The sequence below is a fragment of the Arenimonas sp. genome (assembly GCF_022842045.1).
Taxonomy (GTDB): Bacteria; Pseudomonadota; Gammaproteobacteria; order Xanthomonadales; family Xanthomonadaceae; genus Arenimonas.
Map to the genome: position 1 here is coordinate 20,877 of NZ_JALHQI010000012.1, position 25,981 is coordinate 46,857.

Consider the following 25,981-nt stretch of genomic DNA (forward strand, 5'->3'; position numbering starts at 1 on the left):
AAACAGCCGGGATCAGCCCGGCGGCTTCTCGTTCAGCAGCTCGTTGAACTGCTGCACCAGCTTCGGGGGGGTGGTTTCGTCGTTGAAGCCCACGTTGATGTAGGCGATCTTGCCGGCGCGGTCGATCAGCACCAGGTGCGGGATGCCGTTGACGTTGTAGGCCTCGCCGATCACGCCGTCCGGGTCGTGGGTCAGGGTCATCGTGTACTTCAGGGCGCGGCGCAGGCGGCGGTAGTCGCGGGTGCTTTCCTTGAAGTTCACCCCGATCACGTGCAGGTGCTCCCGGCCCATGCCCACCTGCAGCTTCTCCAGCAGCGGCAGCTCGGCGCGGCACCGGCCGCACCAGGAGGCCCAGAACACCAGCGCTACCACCTTGCCGCGGGAATCGCTGATGCGCACTTCCCTGCCCTCGGCGTCCACGCCCACGAAATCCGGCGGCACGTCGCCGCCCACCAGCTTTTCGGCCGCGGCGGCCGGAAGGGCGAACAGGAAGATCGCGATGAAAACGGCGAACGCGGCGCGGCGGTGGGGCATGGGGCGTGGTCCTGGGGGTGGCGGGACGCAAGGGCCCGAAGTCGCTGGAACTCTAGCCGATTGGCCGCGCCCCGGGTCCGGTCGCGCAGGCAGACAAATTCTCGTGCCGGTGGGGCGGGCGTTACTTGAGCTGGGACCAGAGGTAGAAGCCGCCGAGGGCGACGAATATCAGGACGGGCACGACCAACTGCATCAGGAAGTCTTTCGCAGCGGCGTGGCGGGCGGACGGCAGGGGCGGATAGTGCCGGGCGACAAAGGCGTCCACCTCCCCGGCCAGTTTCGCGGGCGAGCCACGCCGGTCGACGTGGAGCTCGTCCAGCGGCGCCCCAGGCCCCCAGCTGTCGTCCGGCGGGAGCAGTTCATCCTCAATCAGGAGCCAGGCCCGGTAGCGCCGCCCCATGACCTCATGGATCAGCGTGACCGTTTGGGCGGACAAGGTGCCTTGCCCGCCGAAGGCCAGCAGCGTGTCTCCGGCCTCGGCGGCACCCTCGGGCAGTTCTGCCGGATCGAGTTCAGCCATTGACTGGACGGCATAGTTGAACCCGCTCGGCTGACCGTCGACGGTCACGGGCAGCCAGCCCCCGATGTTACGGTCCAGCGAAAAATCCGCGGGGAAGGTCACCGTGACGCCGGTCTCGGCAATGTCGGCGGTCAACTGTTGCGCCGTGGGCAGGGTGGTCTTGCGGACGATCAAGGCGCTGTCGACGCTCATGGGATGGCTTGCCTCAGGTCACTTCCGGAAAAGTGTATTTGAACCGCACGCCCCGCGGCTTGGGCCAGGCTCGCGTCCGAATAAAAGAATAGGTTTTCCCTGATAAAACCGAAGGTTGACATCGGTCAGGATGGGCCCTTGGTCACGCCCATCGTTCCATGAGGCTCAACAAGTCAGCACTTCCGTCTCCATTGTTCCATTTTTGGTCATTTCAGCCGGGTGCGAGACCCTGCATGATGCTGGTGCCTGCTTGCGACCTCCATTCACGCTGAGTTGCGTTGCATTGAGTAGGCTGCCCATGGGGAGAGGCACAAATGAAAACGATCTCAGCAAAAGCAAAGTACTCGGAGCGGGCGCGCAATCTCCTTACGGACAAGGGGTCTTCGCGAGATCTCTTCGCCAAAATCCTACTCGCCAATAAGCTTGGCGCGCAGGACCAGAAGATTGTGGTCAATGGGTACACGGTAGTTACCGAACGGAAACGCTAAAGCGTGGGGCTCGGGCTGTCCGCCCTCGCGGCGATCGTGGTGCTGCTGCCTGGGTTCGCTTTCATCATCGGACTCGGGCGAATCTCAAGCCCTTCAGCGCCCTCCACCTTTCTCGATCAGCACGTCAGCGTTGGCTTGGTGTTATCGGTTGTAGCTGCCCTTCTCGCACATACATTGGCTTTGCCGTTTGCCGCAATTGCTGCGGCTATATTCGGACTGGGGGAGCCAGATCCGACTAAAGCTCTTCCGCTGCTTGCCGGCAATGTGCCAGTTGGAAATGGCCAAGCCGGCTCGAACGCCCTTGGGGACCACCCCCTCGCAGTCGCAATCTACTTCTCCACAGTCACCATCTGCTCATGGCTGCTGGGGCGGACTGTCGCCAGACTGTTTCCCGTTGCACGCCCAGGCTGGCATCAGCTTCTGCGGCCCGCGGACGACAACGTAGATTTCGTCGTTCTAACGGTTGACGGGCAGATTGATGGCGTGTGCTACCTGTTTACCGGCATTGTCGCGGATTTCTTCGTTGATGGATCCGGTCGGTTAGTCAGGGTCACTTTAAGCTATGCGGCGCGTCGAGCTTTTAGTGGGCCAGAGTCAAAAATACCAAGGGGTCATTACCTCGGCGATGGCTGGGTAGAGATTCCTGGTGAATTTTTGGTTCTGAGCCTCAGCGAAACAGCAACCGTGAATGTCGACTACTTCTACATAGATGAAGCTCCCGCAGAAGGCGAAGGAGCGTCAGCTCAGTTGATGTTGACCTTTGACGGCGGTGGAACGAAGTAGGTCCAGTAGCCCGTGCGATGGCGGAATCGATAATAGTTCCCACCGAAACTGACGGGCTTTCTGTCATAGCACAGACCAATGCGGGCGCCGGTCGAGTTTGAACTTTGCGCCGGAATGAGCTGACCAGCGATTCAGGTGTTGATTGAGCCAGCCCACACTGGCGGTGGCGACTGGTATCGCCTAGGGCGGCCGCCTGCCGCTTCCGGCCAGGAGCAGACATTGCCCGAGCGGATGGTTTAGGGTGTCTACTAAATCGTAGGAACTATCGCCCTCGTAGGAAGAAGCTCGACCGCCAGCAGCAGCACCGGAAATGTTTCACATTCATTCCGGCCCGCGCAATGGATACCTGGCAGTGGATACCTTGGGGTGGTCGCTGAAGTTGTGTTGGAACCTCGTTACGCGCGCTGGAACCGGCCTGTAGGGTCCGCGGGAAATGGTCGCTAAACCCGGCAGTCAGACTTCTGGCGGGCCCAAAGGGCCGGAACGAGGGAGACGGGCCGCCCGTTGGCGACGCCAGGACCCCCAGCCGTAAGCCGGTTGCCGGTTTTTTCCGCCCCCGGTCGACTAGCTAAAGAACGACCCAGCATGGCACTCGATCCTGGCCCGTCGCCGGCCACGATCGCGTGAGAACGGGAGCGGTTTATCCCGAAAGATGCACGCAAGAGGTCGCAACGTCTGGAGGAGAATTACCCGCATGAAAGCTGACCTCGAACCACCCGATGCTGAGGCCGGGCCCTTGCCAAGGACCCGGCGCCCGGAAGTCCAAACCGTCATCGACACGCTGAATGGTCTGGCGCGGCCGCAACTGCACCAGCGCCTGCGCCAGGCCATCCTGCATCGGGATCTGCCTCCGGAAGCGCTGTTATGCCTGGCGCGCAACGGGCATGCCTGTAAGGACAAGGACACGTTGTTTCTGGCCTTCGAAGGCCTGACCAAGTGCGCCTTGCCGATGATCCGCAGTCAGATGCGCCGGCTGTATCGCATCTCCGACGCAGACCTTAAGGACCATGCGCAGGTGGTATTCGAGAACCTGTTCCTTCGCATCAGCGAGGGCAACAAGGCGCTCGACTATGGGGAGCGCTTCTTCCACTCGTTCATCCTCAAGCGTTCGCTCGATGCGATGAAGTCGGCGGATCACCCCTGGGAACCGAAGTACCGCAACGCCGTCGCGGCTCTGTCCGATGCGTACGGCAAGGCTGTCCGGCCGATTAACGGCGATGGAGAACGCGCGCCGGTGGAAGCGGACGCACGCATCCTCAGCCAGGCCGAAGATCCGGCCGAGCGCGCCGCGGGACAGGAGGAGCTTGAAGACGTCGGACGGCGTCTGCTGGACGTGCCTGAGAACGCCTGCGAGGCCCACATCCAGTCGCACGTGCTGAAGATGACCCATGCGGAAATCGCAGCCCACTTTGATGTTGATGAGCGGACCATCCGCAACTGGCTCCCGCTCGTCAGCAAGGCACTAGGTAAGAGGGATACCCCATGAACGGAAAAATGACCCGCGATGAAGTCCTCGATGCATTCGGGGCGGCGGCGTGGCCCACCGAGGAGTTGCTGCGCGAATGGGTGAAGCGCTACCCGAAGTTCGAGCGCGACCTGGTGGAGTTCGCCACCTTGTGGGCGGCGACGGCCAATCTGCCGGAAGAGGAGATGGACTCGCAGCTGGAGGACTCCATCGTCAACCGGGTGATGAGCCGCGTGCAGACGCTGGACCGCGAGCTGGAGGATGACGAGCTGCCGGCGGCTCTGCCGGCCGCGCATGCCTCGGCGGCAGCGGCCCGGGCAGCGCTGTGCGTGTCCGATGCAGTTTGCCTGCACATTGAAAGCCTCGAGCAGGCGCTGCGTGCACGCGGCGTGTCGGGTGAGTGGGCGCACACCCTGCAGATTGACGATTCAATCTTCGTGCTGATGGAAGAACACATGATTTCCCCGCCCGTGCCCCGACGCTTGCTCGACACCTTTTCGAAGGTGTTGGGCGTGCAAGTCGAAGCGTTTCGGGCCTGGTTGTTCCAAGATCCGGCCCCTCAATATGCGTGGTACGCCACCAAGACCCCCACGATCGAGCGGTGGAGCTTTCAAATGGCGGTAGAAAAGTCTTCCTTGCCAGAGCCGCTGAAAAAGCAGTGGCTGGCCGAGAGCATGGACTCCTGATCGCTCATGGACGCTTTTACGTCGGTCCGCCTCAAAGCACAGCGGCAGCGCGAACACCTCATCACCAAACACAGCTGCAGCGAGGATGCCCCCTCGCTGCTGGCCGCGGCGATGCGCGACGCCGAGCTTCGCTTGCTGGTGGTCCCGGCCGACTTTCCGTTGTTGGGAGGAGGGCACGGCGCGTTGCAGCGCGTGCGTCGACGGGTTCTGATATCGGCGGATCTCCAACCGGAAATCCAGTCCTTTGTGCAGGCACACGAATACGCGCACTGGGTGATCGAGTCCCCGGCCGATCCGGTGCTGGTGAGCCAGGTCATCGATCCTGCCACGCCTGAACAAGCGACCCCGCTGGGCATGGGCCGAGTCGAAGGCTATAGCGCCCAGGAGCTGCGCGAACGCTACGCCAATGTCTTCGCTCGCGAGTTTTTGTTGCCAACGATGCTGGCGCGCCGGATGTTTGTGGACCAGAAGTTGTCGGCTACTGATATCGCGGGGATCCTGAAGATCACCGTAGGTCTGGTTTACCAGCAGCTGCAATACGCTTTGCTGGTTCCCGAACCACCGCCGGCAAAGCCGGACAATCCGTTGCCGGACCTGGACGATTCCCAGCGTTCAGCGGCCCAGCACGAAGGCAGTGCCGCGCTAGTCGAGGCCGGGCCGGGTACGGGCAAGACGCGAACCCTGATCGGGCGCATTGAGCATCTGCTGGCCAATGGAGCCGATCCTCGATCGATCTTGGCGCTGACCTTTTCGAACAAGGCTGCGCGCGAGATCAAAGAGCGCGTGGCTCGCGCAGTCCCCGCAGCCAATGAGTTGTGGGCCGGCACCTTCCATGCATTCGGCCTGGAGTTGCTGCGCAAACATGCGACGCGCGCGGGGTTGAAAGAGCCGGTGCGTCTGGTGGACCCGGCCGATGCCCTCGAACGCCTGGAGTCGCTGCTACCCGAGCTGGGACTGAACTACTACCTGCGCTTGAGCGATCCGCTGGTGTTGATTCAAAACGTCTTGGGCGCGATCTCCCGCGCCAAGGACGAGCTGTGCACGCCCGAGCAGTACGCCGTGTTGGCCAAAAATATGCACCAGTCCGCGGGAACCGACCCGGCATTGCTGGAGGCGGCTGCGCGGGCCGCGGAGGTGGCCCGGGTTTACGCGCGTTACGAGCTCATGCTCCGGCAGTTGGGCGCTGCGGATTTCGGCGACCTCATCTGGGGCGCCATCAAGCTGCTGGAGAACAACGGCGATCTGCTGGCCATGCTGCGGGCACAGTTTCCTCATGTGCTTGTCGACGAATACCAGGACGTCAATCGCGCCAGTTCGCGCTTGCTCAAGCTGATCGCCGGCGACGGCCAGAAGCTATGGGTGGTGGGCGATGTGCGGCAGGCCATCTATCGGTTTCGGGGCGCTTCGCCCGCCAACATGCGGCTGTTTTCGCAGGATTTCCCCGGGGCTTCAATATTGGAGTTGAAGTTCAATTACCGGTCCGGTCAGCGCATCGTCGACACCTACACGGATTTCGCGCGCAGCCTGTACGACCCGGTCTGGAACGCGGCACCGCACCTGAAGGCGGTGCGCGGCGAGGGTCATCGGCCAAGCCTGATCATCGCTCCCAACCTCGACGCGGAAGTGGCAGCAATCGCGCAGGCCATCGAAGCCCATCGCGCCCACGGCATTGCCTACCGCGACCAAGCCATCGTCGTGCGCACGCACACGCATGCCGAGCGCGTGGCGCTGCGCTTGCAAGCGCTGGGTGTCCCTTCCATGTACTTGGGCGACATCTTCGAACGCGACGAGGTTCGAAACCTCCTGGCCGTCGTCTCCTTCGCGGCCGAACCCAGTCGCGGCGCGCTATTGCGCTTGGCGCTGACGCAGACCTACCGCCTGCCTTTGGCGCAGGTGCGCGCCTTCCTGGATTTGGCACGCGGCGCCGAGCGATCGCCCCTGGAAGCACTGTCCGATCCGGCGGTATTGGCCGACTGTCCCTCGACCGCTCGAGCAACCCTCGAGCGCCTGCGTGACGACCTGGCCGGTTTGTCGTTCAACAGCACCGTGGCCCAAACGCTCAATCATGTTCTGTTCGAGCGCCGCGCGCTGATCGACGAAATCCTGGCGGTCCAAGGCGCACTGGGCGACCAGCGACGCCTGGCGATCTTCCAGTTGATGCAGTTTGCCGCCGAACACTTCGACGCGCGTGGGGGCAATCCCAAGAAGAACTTGCTGCGCTGGATCCGGCGACTGGAACAGTTCGGGGAAGAGAAGGCGCTGCGCGAGCTTCCCGCCGCGGCCGCTTCCATTGAGGCGGTGCGATTGATGACGGTGCACGCCAGCAAGGGATTGGAATTTCCAGTCGTCTACTTGCCGTATCTGGCGGCGACCCATTTTCCACAGCCCAAGAATCGCTATCGGAATTGTCCACCGCCCGACGGGATGTTGCGCGCGGAGGACGTGGACGATCAGTTTGAGGAAGAGAGCCTGTTCTATGTGGGCTTGTCGCGCGCACGCGACCACTTGGTCTTGTCGCATTCGGAAACGCTTTCAGGTCGAAATATCAAGGCCACCAGCTTCCTCGACACCGTCGCAGGGCACTTGACGCAATCGCGGGCCACCGCGCTCGATCGGGCGTTGGTGGGCGATGAGCTGCCATTGCTTCCGGAACTCAAGCTCGCCCCGGACATTCATGATGCCAAGGACCTGGACCAGTACGAGCGCTGTCCGCGCAAATACGCCTACGCTCGCAGTTTGGGGCTTCGCGCCGGTGGAGATGATGATGGCTACGTGCGCTTCCACCGCGCGGTGTCCGCCGTGCTGTCGTGGGCGATCGCCGGGCGCGCCGAACGGGCTGTGCCCTTAGACGAATACTGGCCGCGGCTCGAAGCGGTTTGGGCCGAACACAAGTTGAGCGAGCATGCCTTCGCGCCCGTCTACAAAGACTTCGCCGTCCGCATGCTCACCGTCGCGGAGGCGCATCTGCGCGCACCCGGGGCGGCCGCACACGATATCGAGCTCCCAGTGGGCGGGATCAAGGTCAAGGTCCGCCTAGACCACGCGGAATCCAGCGACGGAGGCGTGGTGCGTCGCTACAAAACCGGACGACGGCCGAAGAAGGTCGACCCCGATCTCACCGATGCCTTGCGCCTGATGGCAGGTCGGCACGTTTACGGGCCAAGGGCGCGACTGCAGGTCCATTTCCTCAGCTCCGAAGACGTCGTCGACGTGGAGATTAAGGACAAGGCGCTGGAGAACCGGGTCGCCAAAGTCCGCGAGATCGCCCAGAACATCGCCACGGGCAAGTTTCCGGTGACCACCAACGTCGACCAATGTCCGCGTTGTCCTTTCTTCTTCTTGTGCCCGGCTGTTCCCGAGGTGGAGTAGCACAACACGGTTTCCGGTTTTTTCACGAAGCACTCGACTAGTTGTGTAACGGCGTTGGAATTGTCCAACGACGAAATACAACGAGGTGTAGCGTGAAAAAGTTCAAGATCGTGTTGCAGTGCGAAGGTGCTGCGAAGGTGCTGGTCGGTGACTTCAAGGGCCAGCAGTCGGTGGGTGAGGCCCTGAAGGCGCTCGGCGCGCCCCACATGGGCGAGGAAGGCTACCTGGTGTTCGCCGAAGGCCGCGACGGGCCGATCGACTTGCACGTCCCAATCCAGACGCTGGCGGTAGGCAAGGAGGGCGACAAGGGCCAGGAAAAGGGCCAGGGCGAGGTCATCCGCCTGCACGAAGGACGTTGCCAGCGAGTAAGCGTGAGCGTCACCTTCAACGGCGTGACGAAGTTGCGCGAGTTCCCGCCGGTGACACGCGTGAGCCACGTCCACCAGTGGGCCACGCACAACGCCTTCGACATGTCGCCGCGCGATGCGGCCGAGCACGTGCTCGAGCTGGTCGGCGGCGACGAGCGCCCGGATGCCGACACCCAGATCGGCACGCTGACCTCGGGCATGCTGTGCGCGGTGGCCTTCGACCTGGTGCCCTTCAAGCGCGTGGAGGGTTGAGCATGGCTTCCTTGGACCAGCAGGCCTTCGAGGCCGACGTGGAGTCCGGGGCCTTCCTCAACGGCTCGCTCACGGGCCGTTGGGAAGTGCAGTCGGTGCAGTGGCCGCACGCCTTCATCTGGGTGCGCGCCGGGAACGGCAATCGACTGCTGCTGCGTTTCGAACTCACCAACTACCCGCGCCAGGCGCCCACCGCCGAGCCGTGGGATATCGAAACCAACGCGCCGCTGGCACCGGTGCGCTGGCCGCGCGGGGATGCGCGCGTAACGGCCGCCTTCAACCCCAACTGGAACGCGCACGCGCTCTACATCCCCTGCGATCGCGTCGCGATCCAGGGCCACGAGGCCTGGCGCCACCAGCATCCGTCGATGCTGTGGGATCCGGCCGCCGGCATCCATCGCTACGTGCGCGTGGTGTCCGACCTTCTGGGATCGCCCGACTATGCCTGCGCCCACTGAACTGCGAATCCCGGCGCCGCTGTGGAAGCAGCTGATCGAGCAGCTGCACGCGCGCACAGGCGGCGAGCGCCACGAATCCGGGGCGTTCTTGCTCGGCCACATCACCGAACAAGGACGCCAGGTCATGCAGGTGCTGTATTTCGACGACCTGCACCCTGAGGTGCATGCGCGCGGAGTGGTGGAACTACCCGCGGCAGCGTTCCGATCCCTGTGGGCGATCGTGCGCGAACGCGGCCTGCAGGTGGTGGCGGACGTGCACACTCATCCTTACGGGGCGCGGCAAAGCGAGATCGATCGCAAGAACCCGCTGATCGCTACGCGCGGTCACATCGCCTTAATCGTACCCAACTTCGCGCGCCCGCCGCTCGAGCGCGAGGCGCTGGGGATCTACATCTACGAAGGCGACCACCAGTGGCAGACCCTGTACGGCGGCGGACACCGCTTCCTCGTCTTGGAGAATAAACATGACTGAGTCGATGGAACACATGGCCGAGCGCATGAGCCGCGTGCTCAAACTCGCCCTCGACACCGGGGAGGCCGCCAGCGAAGCCGAAGCGTTGGAGATTTTCTCGCGCTATCGTGTGCAGCTGGTGTTCGGTGCGGACTTGGGCGAGATGGGCCAGGTGGCGCTGCTCACCGCCGTGGCCACGGCCATGCCATGCCTGCTGGGCGGAGTGACGATCATCGGTCCCGACCAGCCGCTGCGGGCGCGCTGGCGTGGGCACCCCGATACGCCAGCGCCTACGCAGTTGATCGCCGCGCTCGAATCCTTCGGTGCATCCCGCGCCACCCGCATCGATCCGCAGGTGCCTTGCATCGCCCTCGGTGGGGAGGAGGTGCCGGCGGGGTGGGGCATCCGCGCGACCTTCGATGGCTGGACGGCGGCCGTGCTGCCGCTGGCGGGCGAGCGGCTGGCTGAGCAGGGCAACTGCGCACCAGCCGCCATCCTCGCCGGCGCGATGGCGGTCGCGGAAATCTTCCAGCACTACCGCGGCACGCAACCGCTGGCTTGCCACCGCACCATCGGGTGGTCGCTATGGGAGCCGTGGTCGCCGTGGACGAACGCGTCTCGCGGACCGCGCCTGACGTCGCTGCCGCAATCGGCATGGCTGGTGGGACTGGGCAATTTGGGGCAGGCCTATCTGTGGAATTTCGGATTGCTGCCGTACGGCGACGACGAGCTCGAGCTGGTACTCCAGGACTTTGACTTCGTGTCCACCGCCAACCGCAGCACGTCGCTGCTCACGCGCGAACGCGATGTCGGACGCCGCAAGACCCGCCTGGCGGCCGCCTGGGCCGAACATCGCGGCTTTCGCACCGCGCTGATCGAGCGCGCCTTCGCCGCCAACGTCACCGTGAGCGGCGAGGAGCCGGCCGTGGCGCTGATCGGTGTCGACAATCCGGCCGCTCGACGTCTGGTGGAAAACGTCGGCTTCTCTCGCATCATCGACGCCGGCTTGGGGCGTGGGCCAAGCGATTACCTCGGCATCACCCTGCACACCTTTCCTGCTTCGCGCCCAGCCGACGAATGTTGGCGCGAATCGACAGCGCCCAGCATCGATCCCGCGCAAGCCACCGCCAGGAAGAAGGCCTACGAGAGCATGGACGCCAGCCGCAAGGATCGATGCGGCGTACTGCGACTGGCTGGGCGCAGCATCGCCACGCCTTTTACGGGCGCGGCGGCGGGCGCGCTGGCCGTCGGTGAACTGCTCCGGCTGTGCCACGGAGGCGCACGCGTGGAATACACGGCATGGCACCTGGCGCATCCGGACAATCGCCTAGTGCTCCCGGGCGAACCGTGGTCGGTGATTAATCCCGGGCTGGTCATGCCGGCGTTTGAGTCCGCGTAGAGCGCACCCACGTGCAAAGAATCGCCGTACACTCCAGAGGCGATTTGACGTAGCAACACCGTCCTAGTCGACACGATTCAGCGCTTCAAAGGACTTGAGTCGCCGGTCGTCATCCTCTGGGGTCTGGATACGATCGATTTGGCTCGCAGCGAGGAGTTGCACTTTGTCGGAATGAGCAGCGCAAAGTCCTGCTGGTTGTCGTCGGGAGCGATGCAACATGCTCGATGATCAAGGCTCACCCGCCGGATCGCCCGTGAATGTCCGCTTCGGGTCGGAAGCTGCCCTAGCGCCAGGTCCACGTCCGACTGGAGCGGACGTAGGTCATCAGGTCAACACATGGCCACGCTGGGGCGCCACCTCGATGCGCGCCTCCAGCCCCGACCGGAACTCCAGGCCGTCGGCCTCGATGCCGTCGCTGAAGATCACGCCGCCCTCGGGCATCAGCGACCGGATTCGCAGGCAGGCCCCGCCCTCGACCTGCCCGAACACCATCCCGGCCTGGCTCCAGCGCCCGGGGAAGGGCTCGCGCACGCTGTACACCAGCCGGCGGGCGTCCCAGGGCAACCCCTTGAGCCGCAGCGATTCCACGCCGGGCGCCAGCCGCCCGCCGGACACGCCGCTGGCGCCGGTCAGCACGCTGCGCAGCCAGCCCGTCGAGCCCAGCCCGGTGGACACGATCACGCCGCTGGACGACTGCCGCTCGTGCCGGTCGCCGTGGGCGATTTCGTAGCGGGCCGAGACATGGCCCCGCGTGCCCACGAAGAAGTCGTTCACCGCCAGCAGCGTCTGGCCGTCGGTGAGCGTGGCCAGGGCCATGGTCACTTCGCGCACCTTGCGGCGCCCGGCCCAGACGTCGCGCAGCACGGCGGGCAGGTCGGGCACGGCGAAGGGCAGCAGCACGCCGTCCCAGCGCGCGGGGTCCGGGTTGATGGCCAGCACCGGCTGGCCGTGGCGCAGGTACTTGAGCGTGTTGGCCACCAGCCCGTCCTGCCCCAGCACGACCACGGTGGCGGCCGGCGGGAACAGGAAATTGGGCAGGAAACCGCGGTCGAGCCGCTGCAGCCGGCCCTGCCCTTCCAGCACCGCCTCGGTGGCCCGCACGGCGGCGCGGTACACCTCGTCCTCGGCCAGAAAATCGCCGAAGTCCATGCCCAGGTGTTCGGCCTGGAACTTCGCCTGTTCGATCGTGTTGTAGCGGTCCACCATTTCCTGCAGCCGCGTGCGCCGCGTCACCAGGATGATCTTGCGGTCGGCGTCGGCCATGGCTCAGCCCGCCTTGCGCGCCAGCTGGCGCAGGGCGTCGGGCGAGAAGTTGAACTCGCCGATCTTGGCCGCGTTGTCGGCGAAGGTCTGGAAGCCCACCGCCATCAGCGCCTCGGGGCTGGCCTGGCCCATCACCAGCGCCTGCAGCGTGCGCGGGTCCAGGCCCTGCATCGCCTGCACCAGCACCTGGGTGCCGTAGGCGCGCACGTCGGCCTCGCGGCGCTGGTTCTCGGCCTGCAGCTGCACCAGTTCGCCATTCTTCTTTTCCAGCGTGACGCGGCCGGCCAGCTCCTGGGCCTGGATCTGGTGCTTCTTCTCGAGGATCACGCGCTCGGATTCGACCTGGGTCTCGCGCACCTGGCGCTTCTTCTGCTCCACCACCAGTTCGCTGCGCAGCTCGCTTTCCTTGATCAGCTGTTCCTGTTCGATGGCGGCGTTGCGGCGGGTGTAGGTCGCGTCGTCGGCCTGCTTGAGGATCTGCTCGCGCATCGGTGCTTCCAGCGCGCGGGCGGTTTCCGGATTGGGCTTCACGGCCAGCAGGCCCAGGTCGCCGATCTCGATGCCCAGCGCCACCAGGCTCGGCGCCGTGGCCAGGCCGCCGCGCGCGGTCTTGGACAGGCGCTCGGTGCCCTGCAGCAGGTCACGCAGGTCCACTTCCTGCAGCAGCGCGCGGAACTGCGCCTTCACCGCGTTGAGCACCCGCACCGGCAGCCGCTGCGGGTCTTCGCTGGCGTATGCGCCGTTGGCCAGCAAGCTGAAGTCCTGCTGTTCGGACAGCAGCTTGGGCTGCGCCACGCGGTAGCTCACCTGGCCCTGCAGGGTGACGGACTGGAAGTCGCGGGTGATCTCTTCGAACATGAAGGGCACGTCAGTGGCCGTCAGCGGGATGCTGACCAGCGACGAGCGTGGCGCGAAGTAGAAGAAGGCCAGGCCCGTGCCCTCGCGCACGATCTGGCCGTTGCGGTACTGCAGCAGGTAGTGGCTGGGCGAGGATTTGACGTAGCGGATGCCGAACATGATGTTGCTCCTTGGCGTTCCCGGCGTTTTCCGGGTTGAGAGGGGCCGCGTGACCCGGGGTGTCCGGGTCGCGGGTGATTCATCGAAGGTGGCCGGCGGTCAGAGCCGGGCGGCGTTGGCGCGGGCGCGCACGTCGGCGAAGGTCCAGTCGTTGCCGATGTGGCCGTTTTCCCACACCGTGACCAGGGCGTCGTCGAAGCCCAGCGGCTTTTCGACATCGGCCACGGACGCGGCTTCGGGCGGCACGGTCACGGTGCGGTAGGTGCCGTACTCGCGGTGCTTGAGCAGGGTCATGCGGCCGCGCTTGCTGGTCTTGCCGTGGTCGGTGACCGGGTCCTTGTAGACGTCGATCCACCGGCCGTCCACCCGCGCCGCCGAACACTTGAGCGCGAACTTCTGCGTGTCGCGGTTGAGCTGCTGCAGCAACGCGCCGCCCATGCCGAACGCCACGTTGTCGGTGGCGTAGCCGGCGCTGGTCACCCGCTCGAGGATGGCGCGGATCGAGTTGGGGTTGATGCCGTCGCCCTGGATCACGCGCACGTGGTTGAGCACCTTGTAACCCTTGCCGTTGACGGTGTGCCCGAAGGCCTCGTCCAGCAGCTCCAGGCACTGGTGCACCACGGCCACCGGGTCGCCCGAATCGGGCCGGATCACGACCGTGGCGCCCGAGTCGATGACTTCCTGCCTGAGCGTCTTGCCCCAGTGCTCGCGGATGGCGTGGAAGATGTCGTAGCTGTCCGACACCACCGCCACGATGGCGCCGGGCTTGGCGAACCGACGCAGCATGTTGCGGTAGGCCTCGGCTTCGTTGCCGCGGCCCCAGCTGGTGATGGTGCTGTGCTCGGCGGCCGGGATCGAGAAGCCGGCCATCGGCTCGTGGTAGTACGCCTTGGCCGCCATCAGGCCCGACACGGTGTCGGTGCCCAGGAAGTTCACCAGGTGCGCCGCGCCGCCCAGCGCCGCCGATTCCGCGCTAGACACGCCGCGCGCGCCGAAGTCGTGCAGCTTGAACGGCAGCGCGGCCTCCGGGTCGTCGCTGGTGCGCTCGAGGAACTGGCGGATGGTCTGCTTGGCGTGCCAGCTGATGGTGGCCACGGTGACCGGGTACCACAGGCGCAGCAGCAGGGTTTCGATGTACGACGGCACCCAGTAGGCCTTCGGGTCGGTGGACTCGATGGTGACCAGCGCCTGGTGGGTCGGCACCACGCTGCCCTCGGGCACGGCGCGGATGCGCACCGGCAGCAGGCCGCCGTGGCTGTCGACGATGTAGCGCCAGCCGGATTCATTGAACGGTTCGCCATGCGCCGCGAACAGGTCGCGCGCTTCGTCCACGTCGGCGTGGGTGATCGGCTTGGCCAGGTATTCCTTCAGGATGGCCTGCAGGCCGAAGAACACCGTGCGGTCGTACAGGCCGCCGCGCGACTCGACGTAGAAGAACGTGGCGTCGGTGTTGGGCGGGTACTGCAGCCAGTGGCTGGCCTTGTAGCTGTCGGTGTTGAGGAGAAGATTGTCGAGGCATTTCATGACGGAAGCTCCTTCGCGTCGGGGAAACCGGCGGTCTGTCCGCCGGCGGGGAACGGCCGGGTCAACCCCGGCCGAGGAAGAATTCCAGGATGTGCAGGTGGTCTTCGAACAGCTGCGGGCTCATGTCCAGCGCCTCGCTGACCGGGATCCAGCGCGCCTTGTCGGCATCGTCGCCGCCGCGCACGTCCGGCAGTTCGCCCGCCGGGAACTCGAAGTGGAAGGCGTGCGTGAGCGTGCGGCCGCGCAGGCTGCGCTCGGGGTGGTCGAACACCTGCTGGCCCTTGATCGAGCCCTTGAGCACCGGCACCGGCACCTTGAGCCGGGTTTCCTCGCGCAGCTCGCGCAGGCAGCCGTCGAGCAGGCCTTCGTTCTGGCCGACGAAGCCGCCCGGCAGTGCCCACAGGCCCTTGCCCGGCTCGGCGCGGCGGCGCACCAGCAGCACGTGGCCCGAGTGCACCACCACCGCGTCGGTGGTGACGAAGGTGGGCGGATAGGGCGCTTCGGCCCAGGCGGCGCGATAGGTGTCGATGAAGCGGTGCTCGGCCACCAGCTGCTTGAACGCCGGCGAGTTCTTGCGGAAGGCCTCCAGCATGTCGAACACCGGGCCCGGCACGTTGGCGCGGATCATCATCAGGCCGCCGTGGCTGTCGAGCTGGTTGGCCTCGAACAGGTAGCGGCGCAGCTCGGTGGCCGACAGGGTTTCGGTGTGGCGCACGTCCACCAGGTCCCACTGCGGGAATTCCTGCAGGTAGTAGCTCGAGGCGTCCTTGTCCTTGCCGACCAGGCCGATCCTGGCGCCGGGCGCGCCGCCGTCGGCCTTGATGGCTTCGGCCACGGTGCGCTGCACAGCGGCGATCCACAGGCTTTCGTTGTAGAGATGGTCGCGCAGGGGCCGGATCAGCAGGCGATCGGCGGCCTCGGGCAGCGCGGACTGGATCATCACGGCGCGCTCGCCGACGGTCCACGGGTTCTTGATCGTGCGGGGGGTGTCGGCCGAACCGACGAGGAAGATGACTTTCTTGGCCCGGCTCAGTGCGTAGCGGGCGACAGCGGCGTGGCCGTTGTGGAAGGGCTCGAAACGCCCGATGAAAACGAGGTAATCGTAGTCCATGAGAATCCCTCACGGTTAAGTGGCTTGCGGTCTGTCCGCTTGCCTGTTGCCAAATCTACTCCGTCCGTATGGCAAGTCAATTCACTCCGCGCAGACCAGACAGGAAACATTCACGACCTGCCCATGGCCATGAGTCCCCTGGGCGGATCGTCAACTTGAGACGAAAAAACGGACGAAAGTTGATTTCCCGCTAGGCGCCGAACAGTCCGATACTGGCCGCAATGGTACTGGGCGGGAAAGTAATGTCCGAGAACGGCGGCGTGCGGATCTGCGATGAGCAGCGACAGCTATGCGAAGTCCTGCAGGAGCGCTACGGCGCCATCCTGACCTTGGCCGAGCTCGGGGAAGTACTCCGGTTCCCCTCCCATCAGGCGGCCTGCAAAGCCAGGCGCCAGGGGAGGCTTCCTTTCCACACCTTCCAGGTGCCGCATCGAAGGGGGTGGTTCGCCACCGCCTCGGACGTTGCGGCCTACCTCAGCTCGCTCGGGAATGCCGACAGGCAGGAGAAGACGACGATGGAAACCTAAGCAAATGAAAAAGCCCGGCTGGCCGGCCGGGCTTTTGCACTACTTGCGAGTCAGACTTTGGACCGTCCTGACTCTTCCGATCCTACTCCTCGTTGGCCTTGTGTCAAGGGGCGGCTTTGGCCGGGGGAAAACGTGCTCAACAAGTTCAGCTTCTCCCAACGGGAGAAAATCCTAGATCACTCGAGAACTCTGGGCGTCGCCGAGCGGGGCATCGAGTACATAGCTAACGCTCTGGATGCCCCGTCACGAGAGTCGTCTGGCGGTGGCCTCAGGTCGTTCAGCGTCAACTATGCGTCCGCCGTAGCGGGCGTTGCTTTCCAAGTCGATTCGGCAACAGTTGAGCTCAAGTACCTGCTTCGAGCGCTGATCGGACGAGACAGCCTCTTGCCTATAAACCAACCGGGCAGGATACATGTGCGTGGGCTCTCCCCTAATGGGCGACGCACACGCTTCCCGTACACGCCGGACTTCGTAGACATAGAGCTCAAGCGCGTCATCGTAGTTGAATGCAAGACCGAAAGTCAGCTTATTGAACTCGCCAAAACTCGCCGAAACGACTATGTGCGATGCCGGGAGGGCTACAGGTTTCTGCCTGGTGAAGACTATTTCAACAATCTAGGCATGGAATTCCGTGTCTTCTGCGACCGAGAAATAAGCCAGGTAGAACTGGCGAACCTGATGCTCGTATGCCCTCAACAAGGCCTACTGCAGAGAGAAGAAATCGAGACAGACCCGCTTCTCCTGCAGGCAAGGTCACTTGTCGAGAGGAGGCCAAGAACCCTCTCCGCGCTCAGAAAGAAGCTAGGAAGCGAAGTAGAGCATGTCCTTATCAATGCCCTGGCACACAGGTGTCTGTTCGGAACAATGGGCTCAACAAAGTTCACGGACGCTGATCGGTTCACATTCTATCCATCAGAAACCAATGCGCGGAACGCTGATAGAAAAGAGCTGTCCCGCATTGCAACAGAGCAGATAAGGCGTCAAGAGAAATGGAGCAACTCCGCAGCAAGCATTACTGCTGCTGACCATAGGTCAGCAATAAGGCGAATCGCTCGCATCGCAGACATAGAAAGTGGATCTCGTAAACCCAACAGCAATGACCGGCGAATCATCGCGACGTACCAGCAAAAAATCCAAGAGGGTCGCGAGCCAGAATTTGCAGCCGCAACCAAGTATGAGCTCTCGGGAAACAGGGGTTGTCGGTTTGAAGATCAAACAGAATTACTAGAAACGTTTCACGCCCAGCACATAGCTATACCCAACCCGAAGAGCATTAGGGAGACCTACGGGCTGGTCTCTGCTGAAATCGAAGAAAAGGGCATGCATCCCGTCTCTTACGAGACATTCCGCAAGTTCGTGAATGCCAAGGATCCTGGCGCAACGGCCCAAAAGCAGAGTGGGTCAAGAGGGCTTCATGCGCATGCGCCAATTTCAGATATTGAGACGGCAAGGCCGGAAGCGCTCACGGCGGGCCAGGTGGTACACGTGGACTCCTCCCCAGAAGACTGCCGATCGTTCGCAAAGATCGCAGGTCTCATATCGCTTGAGAGGCCATCCTTCGCAATCGCCGTCTGCGAACGGACCGAGCACATACTGGGCTTTGCTGTCGCATTCGGTGCGGCCTCGGCCTTTCTTCTTTCCTTGCTACTCAGGGACATCGTCCGCCGATGGGGATTCTATCCGCAGTTTGTGGTCAACGATGGCGGGCCTGAGCATAGATCAAACATGTGGCGACGGGCACTGGCCTGGAACAGATGTTCAATCATCAACAGACCAACAGGGGCGCCTCGCGCAGGCCAGTGCGTCGAATCAGTTATCAGAGCTATCAACTACGGGGTGCCGAGAAAGCTAGCGGGATCAACTAGAAACGACGAAGCAAGGCGGCGCTCGTCAAATCAGTACAAGAGCCGGTCTACCGCAGTACATGACTTTGAAACAGTGCATGACTTGATCGCGGAGGACTTTCGTTCACTACATGACACATCTCCAAAAGCTTTTGCGCACAACTCTCCACGCGACTGGTTTCTGGCGGAGCGCGCCCTGCGACCCGTGGGATTGCCGGCGCAAATATCCGAACCAATGACGCTAATAGAAACGAGCGTACCGATCAATGTGAGAAAAATGGATATGGACGTAACCAGGGGGCTCAGGGTCGGCCTGAGAAACTATAGTTCGTTGGATCTGATCGACGCGGTTCGCGAACATAAGACTTTCGATCAGGTTCGCCTAGATCCTGAGGATCCGTCGACGATCTATGTTCAGTTCAAGAGTGGCTGGGTGACCGCCGATTCCCACGATGCAGATGAGCTGCGGGGCCTGTCTCCGATTGAACGATTGGTTGAGGGGATGCACGCTCGCCAGCGCTGGGACGAAAACCAAGACGTGCGAACAAAGAACCAGGTAAAGCTGAACACAAAGATTGACCAACTGGACGCTAGGGCTCGGGCTCTGAGCAAGAGCGAGCGATCGCCGCGAGCAAACGAGACTTCTCGAACGGCATCGGCAGGAAGCGACATCTTTACGCGACTCGAGTCCGGGACGAGCAAGAGGTTCAAGACCAATGGATAAGGGTGCGCGCCGACATCATGTACCGACCATAGAACATCCGAAGTACATGGAAGCCCTCGAACTCTGTTACGCGCATATAAATCGCGCGGAAAAAGGGTCAATGGTTCTGGTGACGGGGATGTCCGGGTCAGGGAAGGGCACTATTGCGGCGGAAATAGTAAGGCGCCTGACTGAGAAGAATCCGATGCTAAATGACTGGGACATGCCAATCGTTGAGATGATTGCAACAAACTCCGAGAACGCATACTACTCTTCCAAAGACACCGTATCCCGGCTTCTGAACGTGCTGAAAGACCCGTTTCACTCTGTCGGCCGAGAGGAAGTCCTTGAGAAGGTTGGAATACGCGCCTCGCCTGCATCTCATCGGTCGATTACAGAGGGAACAATGAGGCAGCGTGTCACGCGCCTCCTGAAAGGTCGAAATGTTAGGTACCTCATAATCGATGAAGCCGACATGATGTGCGTGATAAAGAAATCCGGGCGCGATGAGGCGGATCACTTAGAGAGCTGGAGGCTGCTCGCGCTAGATGCAGAAGTTGTAATCGTATTCTTGGCGACATTCAGGATTCTGAAGCTATGGGATAGAACGTCGCAGTTCACACGCAAAATGCCAACTGTTCATGTGCAAAGGTACGTGATCGAGATAGATGAGGATGTAGAAAGTTTTGTCGGACTCATTGAGCAGATGTGCGATTTCTATCGCATAGCGAAAGGCGAGCGCGAGAAGATCATAAAGAACGCGGCAGCAATAATGACGGCTACAGGGGGCGTGTTCGGCCAATTAAAAGGTCTTTTTGACCGGGCGGATGAGCGCGCCGAAGCGATGGGTCGTAAGACAATTTCCTTAGCTGACATTAGCTACGCGTTGCCCCGTCGGAATCAGGTGAAGCGATTGTGGGTTGAGATTAATGCCGGGGAGCGCGCTCTCGAAAGCTCGAACTTTGAGGAGCTGGCAAGGGAAGCAAAGGCCGCAAGGCTGGCGGCCAGCAAAAAGAAGGTCGGACCGGATCGCGCAGAGACGAGCGACAATGCCGACACCAAGACCGACGTGTCGAGTGCGACAGAGGCGAGCGAGCAGCCTGGGGATAACGCACGTGGCGATCATGCCCGTCCTTCTAAAGGCAAGGGGCGGCGTCGTGCGAAACCAAAACCGAGGCTCCCCGTAAAGAGGGCGTGAGCATGTCAATACTTGCCCCAATGGACCTGCTAGGTTCAAATTCCTCATGCGTTGAATCACTTGAGCACTATGGCGCACGCCTCGCCTTCATGCACTGCGTGAAGCCAGCTCGGATCTTTGCCCTGGCTCGGGATGCGGCTAATGCAGTTAGCAACGAGTCCAAGATGCGAACCTTCAGCTACCAGGCGATCTGTGGCTATGGACCGGTCGCAACACGGCTCGCTATGGGGCTAGAGAGACTAACGGGAAAGGCTGGGTTGAGCGCAGGGACGTTGCTTCCTTTTAGCGGCGTACTTACGTCGCGGGTAACTGGAGTGTTCGTTCAGAGTCGTCGTTGGTGCCCAATTTGCTATCTCAAGCCAGCGGAGGAACGCTATGACTTGCTCGCATGGCAACTTGCAACAGTGACGCATTGCCCGATTGACGGTGTGCGTTTGGCTGAGAGTTGCAGGGAGTGTCGAGCTACGCAGGTGGATTTTGAGTCGCTCGATGGCGATCGATACGTCTGTCGAGTCTGCAGCGCTTCCCTTGGATGGGTGCCTGCAGCTGAACGATCGGAAACCACATGGGAGAGGTGGAGCAATCGGAGTTCGAAGGATCTAATTCAATTCACCTCCAGCAACCCCGAAGGAATCAAAGGAAACCCATGGAGCATCTTCCTGACTGCTCTGCAGGATAATGGCCGCCTTTCGCCAGACAAAAGCGTTAGAGATTTTCGGGTTCTCGTTTGGAAGAGCAACAAGTCGCGCCCGAGGCTGACGACAGTGTTTCAGTACGCCGCCCTTCAGTCTGTCCCGCCTCTACAGGTGCTTTTGGACCCGCTAGGTGCATCAAGTGCGACACTCCCGCTCGCAGTTAACGCGATCATGGACACTCAACCAACCGGCAGTTTGGCGTCTCGAAATCACAAGCACCTCCGATATGCTGCGGCTGTTATGGCAGAGACACATCACGGACTTCCATTGCCACCACCTGTTTGGATGGCGAGACTGTTCAAGGTGAACCGAAGCAACTGGCGCGAATCAGACCGAGTTGGTTATGGACGCTACGTAAGTGCCCACAAACGAAGCTGGGTTGGCAGGGCGGTTTCACTCGATCTGTCCCTTTATAGCAGGGCATTGGCCTACGTTCAGCGCGAACTAAATGTCGGAAGTGAAAAGACGGTCGGCGAAATCATTAGGGATCTTTCAATGGAGAGCGGAGCCAGTGACCCAGCCCGGGTGAAGCGCGCCGTGCTAAGTACCCTGATCGTTGCGGGGATCTTTCGGCGTCTCAGGCCGGGAGAGGTATTGGAGGTACAGGCTGGGCGAGTAAATGCCAAAACTAGGCTATGAAAAGGATTCTTGATCCAAGCCCCCAGAAGGCGCTGGGTGATCTCATAAAGGAGCTAACGGGCGAGAAGCGTGTCCGCATTCAGGATTGGAGAAGACTCCAAACGAAGGTGGTCCTTTCATTCGCCCAGAGCCAGGCATCCATGTCACTGCCTGATCTGGCGGCTGCCAGCATCTATGGCTCCAGGACGAAGTCCGGGCTGCATGAAAAATGGGCGGGAGGCCAAGCGACTGTATCCCCGGGATCAGCGAAGAGACTTGACCGTGTGGCGCCAGGCTCGCTCGAATGCTTTGAGCTGCCCCTGTTTCCTTTGCTAGCTCAGGAACCCATCAGTGAGCCTGAAATCCACGAGCGCCTCGAGCCGTATCGGCGTCAAGATTCTTCGATAAGGGCGTTTCTGCCTTGGAGGTTTCCTGACGAGGTCGAGAGGCTTAAGAGGCGCGACTACATCCCCGTGATGTCGGTGACCGACACGAGCAACCTATTCCTTTACGGAACACCGCACTCGTTCTCAGTTTTGCTTGGCCTCGCCAGGCTGGCCGAATCGAAGGGTGACCTAATGTTGCATGTTGCGGCATTCAGAGATATCTATCGAGCCCTTCCCTTCTTGCTTCGACGGCAAGGATTTAGAGAGCATCGCGACGAGCTGATTGAACAGCTGGATAGAGTTCGTAGCCGTGTGCCCTTGTCCGCTTCCTTGTTCGACGTCGACTGGGATGTTGTCTCACGCCAGGAGACAGATACCACCATCGAGCTATGCCGTTGGAAGCGTCCGAGATGCCCAGCAACGGGCAGGTTCGTCGATCTTGAAGAACCCATCCTAGAGGCTGAGATTATCCCGGGGCAAGAAGTGAAACGGAGACGGGACGCCTCGGCAAAGCGACGCACTCAGCGCAGAAAAGCAAGCAGCTAAATGAAACTGGCCAGCTCGGCGTTGCCGTCAGCCAAGACATCCGTTCCGCCTGACTAAAGTGGCGCTGCTGGTCTCGTAGTCCATTCCAATGATGGAACTTGCAGGTGGCTACGATGGAGCGTAACGAATCGCGCGTTGCATCTTCAAAGCGCAGGCTCATGAGCTATATCTATGCCACTGCCCTTCCTCTAATCAATTCAAGTACATCAACAAGCTGCGCCATCCGACCCTGTGGGAAGATCGCGAGCGGACCTTGGGCGTTGACATCGGTAAACGGTGACTGGAATAGGCGCTCCGCCTCCATCACTCCGTTTCTCGTGAGCTCCTGAACGACCAACTCAACGAATTCGATCTGGCTAGGTGTGGCCTGTGATTCAGCAACAAACTGACTGAACGCCTCGACTACCGCCTCACGATCAAGCCCAACGAGCGACCTTACGAAGAGTCCGATGCCTTTTGCCTGCGCCTTGGCCTCGCTGATCAACGCGGGAGTGCCGCCGGCAGCAACCAGCATCTTCTCAAGCTCATTAATATCCTGCGTCGTCAGCGGCTGGTTGCGGCGTAGCCTCTGGAGCGAAATGTGCGTTTCGTTCACCCTCAGGAATGCTCGCGCTTTCTCCTTGAACTTGGCCATATCGAGGCCGGCGACTTGAGGCAGGTCTACGGCGACGGCCTCGCCAACTTCGTCCTCAAAATTCGAATAGACAACCACCTTCCGGCCCTTGGGGATGAGCTTGATCAGGGCCCTCAGGCGGCGCCGAACGAGCTCCAGCATGGGGACCGTCACGTATTCCCACCACTCTTCACTAGCCACCTCTTGGATGAGGGCGGCCTCGGCCTTGACGGCTGGGATCGCCATTTGACCCTCAAGCTCAGCGGCGATTCGGCGGATTCGCTCCATCAAGGGGCCAAAGTCTTTGCCAGCCTGAAGAATGGACAGCTGCGCTCGGAGGATCAGCAGGTCGAACCGCTTGGCCTCCTCATCCTGGTCGACGGCCGCGGATGGCAAGCCAGCCACCCTTCCGAACAGCGCTTCGACCGAGTCAGGCCCCAGGTGGCTCCAAGCCTCCGGCGTGGAGAATGTCTCCACGTACCGGCGCTGCGGCCGGACGACGAAGTTATCGGGGTTCATCGCCGCAACATAAGCATGAAGCCCTTGGGCAATGTCTGCCCGGAGCTGGGCGTCGGTCAGGCTATCCCCGTAGACCGGCGACTGAGCTTGTTCTACGGGGGTTCCTTTCCCGCGGAGGGCATCGAGCTCAAGAAGCATCTGGACCCGCGCCTTGAACAAGCGTGTTGAGAGTGCCTCGGTCGTCGCTACGTCTGAGAAGTTCGGGTTCTGGCTGAAGAACTCGAGGTTCCCGCAGAAGTCGAGGATGACGAAGTCCTTCTTGTGCTGCCCCGGACCGTACAGATCCTGGCACAGCCTGGTTCCTCGGCCCACCATCTGCCAGAACTTGGTCTTCGATCGGACGACCTTGAAAAAGACCAGATTGACGACCTCTGGCACGTCAATGCCGGTATCGAGCATGTCCACCGAGATTGCTAGATGTGGCGCCTTCTCCTTCTTGGAGAAGTCATCGATGAGGCTCTGCGCGTACTCAGTCTTGTAGGTGATGACGCGAGCAAAGTGCCCCTTGTACTCGGGATAGTTCGCGTTGAAACGCTCGGCGATGAAGTCTGCGTGGTCGTTGTTCTTGGCAAACACGATGGTCTTGCCGAGCCGATCGCCACCCGCTACCCGGTGGCCCTTGGTCATTAGAACCTCGAGCACCTTGTCGACGGTGTCCACGTTGAACAGCCACTGATTCAGCTCGGCGGGGTCAATCTCGTCCGGGATGGTCCCGTCGTCACTCCAATCAAGGGACTCCCATTGCTCCTTCTCCTCGTCGGAGAGATCGGCGTACCGGATACCCTCGCGCTGGAACTTGGTCGGGACGGCGATGGGTATCGGCTTGACGAGGTGGCCATCGGCGATGGCCTGCTCAAGGGTGTACGCATCGGTCGGGACCCCTGTCTCCAGGTCGAAAAGCCCATAGGTGTTCTTGTCGATCTCATCCTTTGGGGTTGCTGTCAGCCCGACCAACATGCTGTCGAAATACTCGAAGATTGCCCGGTACTTCTGGTAGATCGAACGGTGGGCTTCGTCAATAACGATCAGGTCGAAGTGTCCCACGCCGAAGCGGCGCTGCCCATCGGGAGCCTCGTCTATCAGGCCCATCATCGTCGGGTAGGTCGAAACGAAAACTCGCCCGTCCGTATTCTTCTCGGTTACCAAGTTGACCGGTGCGGCATCCGGAAGATGGGTCTTGAAGGCGTTTACCGCCTGATTGACTAAGGCGACCCGGTCGGCCAAGAAGAGTACTCGCTTGGCCCAGTTCGCCCGCATAAGTACGTCTATCAGCGCTATTACTGTTCGGGTCTTTCCCGAGCCGGTAGCCATCACGAGAAGTGACTTCCGCTGGTGGTCGACCTCAAAGGTCTCGCCCACGCGCCGCACTGCGCGAATCTGGTAGTAGCGCTCAATGATCGATGCATTGATCGGGACGTCCGCAACTCGCTTGCGCGACGTGCGGCGCTGGATTAGCAGTTCAAGCTCATCCTTCTTGTAGAAACCCTGAACTCTTCGCGGTGGCGCATCGACGTCGTCCCACATCCAATGCTCATAACCATTGGAGTAAAAGATCACCGGGCGCTGCCCGTAAGCCTTCTCAAGGCAGTCGGCATAGAGCTTGGCCTGCTGCTGGCCGACCTTGGGGCTGCGCGTTGTCCGCTTAGCCTCGACCAGCATCAGAGGCTTGCCGTCATCGCCCCACAGCACATAGTCGACGAAGCCCTTGGCCTCGTTATTGGGCATGCCGGCCACTTCGATTTCGAAGTTCTTGGCCGGATCAAGCGACCATCCTGCTTCCCGAAGCAGGAGGTCGATATACGCCTTGCGGGTTTCGGCCTCCGAATAGTCGTGGGTATCGGGTTCAGCGGCGTTGGCCTTCTTCGCCGCCGCCACCTCCTCTCGCAACTCCTCCAGTTCGGCGTTGAGCTTCTCGTGGGAGGTCTTGAGGCCTTCGAGCGCCTCATCCCTTTCGGCCAGCGCCGCTGAGAGCTTCTCGATCTCGGCCTGCGAAAGCGCGGGCGTCCCGGAGATCTTTGGCAACAGATCGGGGGAGAAGGAAAGGCTCGGCGCAGGACGGACCTGGCGGCCGTACCGGCGGGCCATCCAGAAGCAGAAGTGGAACAGCTCGCGTGACGCTGTTAGGGCGTCACTTTCGGCAACACGCTTGTGGCTGTGGACGGCCAGATTCCCAAGGTCCTTGATCAGCCTGGCTTTCGCGAACAGGGCCTCTCCAACCTGCTTGCGAAAGGTTGGCTCGTAGATGAGCGCGCTCAGCGTATCCTGATAGGGAGGTTGAAAGGCCTTGTCATGCGCGTACAGCCACGCTACGGCAATCTCGAGCCCGCGGCGGGCATAGAAGCACGAGGCCCTCGGATCGGCATGGGCGGCCTGCTCGCATCGAACGGCCGCCTCGTGAACGAGCGCCCATTCCGCCTGCAGGAAACTGAAGTTGCTCATGCGTACCCTTCCC

At 61.9% G+C, this 25,981-nt stretch carries 19 protein-coding genes; 12 read left to right on the forward strand and 7 right to left on the reverse strand.

Annotation, left to right across the window (positions count from 1 at the left end; translation table 11 throughout):
* Positions 1-12: 12 nt before the first annotated feature.
* Together Q0C12_RS04565 and Q0C12_RS04570 are read right to left on the reverse strand one after the other, a co-directional pair.
* Positions 13-534, reverse strand: a complete 522-nt coding sequence (locus Q0C12_RS04565) for a TlpA disulfide reductase family protein (protein WP_290886788.1) — start codon at positions 532-534, stop codon at positions 13-15.
* 121 nt (positions 535-655) lie between these two features.
* The gene (locus Q0C12_RS04570; protein WP_290886790.1) at positions 656-1,246 is read right to left on the reverse strand and encodes a hypothetical protein; all 591 of its coding nucleotides are present in this window, start codon (positions 1,244-1,246) and stop codon (positions 656-658) included.
* A 491-nt stretch (positions 1,247-1,737) separates the two neighbouring features.
* Between Q0C12_RS04570 and Q0C12_RS04575 the strand changes: the two genes are divergently transcribed.
* The 8 genes from Q0C12_RS04575 to Q0C12_RS04610 all read left to right on the forward strand — a co-directional run bounded on the left by Q0C12_RS04575 (position 1,738) and on the right by Q0C12_RS04610 (position 10,965).
* A complete protein-coding gene (locus Q0C12_RS04575; protein WP_290886794.1) occupies positions 1,738-2,517 on the forward strand; it encodes a hypothetical protein in 780 nt (259 codons plus the stop codon).
* A 694-nt stretch (positions 2,518-3,211) separates the two neighbouring features.
* Positions 3,212-4,003 (forward strand): hypothetical protein, encoded by a 792-nt coding sequence (locus Q0C12_RS04580; protein WP_290886796.1) that lies wholly within the window; start codon positions 3,212-3,214, stop codon positions 4,001-4,003.
* Between the two features lie 8 nt (positions 4,004-4,011).
* Complete coding sequence (locus Q0C12_RS04585; RefSeq protein WP_290886799.1) at positions 4,012-4,668, forward strand: hypothetical protein; 657 nt, start codon at positions 4,012-4,014, stop codon at positions 4,666-4,668.
* Positions 4,669-4,674: 6 nt separating this feature from the next.
* Positions 4,675-8,037, forward strand: coding sequence for an ATP-dependent DNA helicase (locus tag Q0C12_RS04590; protein WP_290886801.1), 3,363 nt, complete (start codon positions 4,675-4,677; stop codon positions 8,035-8,037).
* A 92-nt stretch (positions 8,038-8,129) separates the two neighbouring features.
* Entirely contained in the window at positions 8,130-8,657 is a 528-nt protein-coding gene (locus Q0C12_RS04595; protein WP_290886803.1) for a hypothetical protein, read from the forward strand.
* Between the two features lie 2 nt (positions 8,658-8,659).
* A complete protein-coding gene (locus tag Q0C12_RS04600) occupies positions 8,660-9,115 on the forward strand; it encodes a hypothetical protein (RefSeq protein ID WP_290886806.1) in 456 nt (151 codons plus the stop codon).
* Entirely contained in the window at positions 9,099-9,587 is a 489-nt protein-coding gene (locus tag Q0C12_RS04605; protein WP_290886809.1) for a Mov34/MPN/PAD-1 family protein, read from the forward strand. Before Q0C12_RS04600 ends, Q0C12_RS04605 begins: the two co-directional genes overlap by 17 nt.
* Positions 9,580-10,965, forward strand: a complete 1,386-nt coding sequence (locus Q0C12_RS04610) for a thiamine biosynthesis protein ThiF (protein ID WP_290886812.1) — start codon at positions 9,580-9,582, stop codon at positions 10,963-10,965. The genes Q0C12_RS04605 and Q0C12_RS04610 overlap by 8 nt, the downstream gene beginning before the upstream one ends.
* A 324-nt stretch (positions 10,966-11,289) precedes the next feature.
* Here Q0C12_RS04610 and Q0C12_RS04615 read toward each other — a convergent pair whose 3' ends face one another.
* The 4 genes from Q0C12_RS04615 to Q0C12_RS04630 all read right to left on the reverse strand — a co-directional run bounded on the left by Q0C12_RS04615 (position 11,290) and on the right by Q0C12_RS04630 (position 15,886).
* Complete coding sequence (locus Q0C12_RS04615; RefSeq protein WP_290886815.1) at positions 11,290-12,228, reverse strand: sugar kinase; 939 nt, start codon at positions 12,226-12,228, stop codon at positions 11,290-11,292.
* Between the two features lie 3 nt (positions 12,229-12,231).
* A complete protein-coding gene (locus Q0C12_RS04620; RefSeq protein ID WP_290886818.1) occupies positions 12,232-13,245 on the reverse strand; it encodes an SPFH domain-containing protein in 1,014 nt (337 codons plus the stop codon).
* A gap of 99 nt (positions 13,246-13,344) precedes the next feature.
* Positions 13,345-14,769 (reverse strand): nicotinate phosphoribosyltransferase, encoded by a 1,425-nt coding sequence (locus Q0C12_RS04625; RefSeq protein ID WP_290886821.1) that lies wholly within the window; start codon positions 14,767-14,769, stop codon positions 13,345-13,347.
* A 61-nt stretch (positions 14,770-14,830) separates the two neighbouring features.
* Positions 14,831-15,886: a bifunctional nicotinamide-nucleotide adenylyltransferase/Nudix hydroxylase gene (locus Q0C12_RS04630; protein ID WP_290886858.1), complete on the reverse strand. Its 1,056-nt coding sequence runs from the start codon at positions 15,884-15,886 to the stop codon at positions 14,831-14,833.
* A gap of 236 nt (positions 15,887-16,122) precedes the next feature.
* On the opposite strand from Q0C12_RS04630, the gene Q0C12_RS04635 reads away from it, so the two are divergent.
* The 4 genes from Q0C12_RS04635 to Q0C12_RS04650 all read left to right on the forward strand — a co-directional run bounded on the left by Q0C12_RS04635 (position 16,123) and on the right by Q0C12_RS04650 (position 22,397).
* A complete protein-coding gene (locus Q0C12_RS04635) occupies positions 16,123-16,407 on the forward strand; it encodes a hypothetical protein (protein ID WP_290886824.1) in 285 nt (94 codons plus the stop codon).
* A gap of 132 nt (positions 16,408-16,539) precedes the next feature.
* Positions 16,540-18,975 carry a hypothetical protein gene (locus Q0C12_RS04640; protein ID WP_290886827.1) on the forward strand — a complete coding sequence of 812 codons (2,436 nt, stop codon included), beginning with the start codon at positions 16,540-16,542 and terminating at the stop codon, positions 18,973-18,975.
* 46 nt (positions 18,976-19,021) lie between these two features.
* On the forward strand, positions 19,022-20,152 hold the full coding sequence (locus Q0C12_RS04645; RefSeq protein WP_343212435.1) for an AAA family ATPase: 1,131 nt from the start codon (positions 19,022-19,024) through the stop codon (positions 20,150-20,152).
* Between the two features lie 1,330 nt (positions 20,153-21,482).
* Entirely contained in the window at positions 21,483-22,397 is a 915-nt protein-coding gene (locus Q0C12_RS04650) for a hypothetical protein (protein WP_290886833.1), read from the forward strand.
* Between the two features lie 169 nt (positions 22,398-22,566).
* Here Q0C12_RS04650 and Q0C12_RS04655 read toward each other — a convergent pair whose 3' ends face one another.
* Complete coding sequence (locus Q0C12_RS04655; RefSeq protein WP_290886836.1) at positions 22,567-25,968, reverse strand: DEAD/DEAH box helicase family protein; 3,402 nt, start codon at positions 25,966-25,968, stop codon at positions 22,567-22,569.
* Between the last annotated feature and the right edge of the window lie 13 nt (positions 25,969-25,981).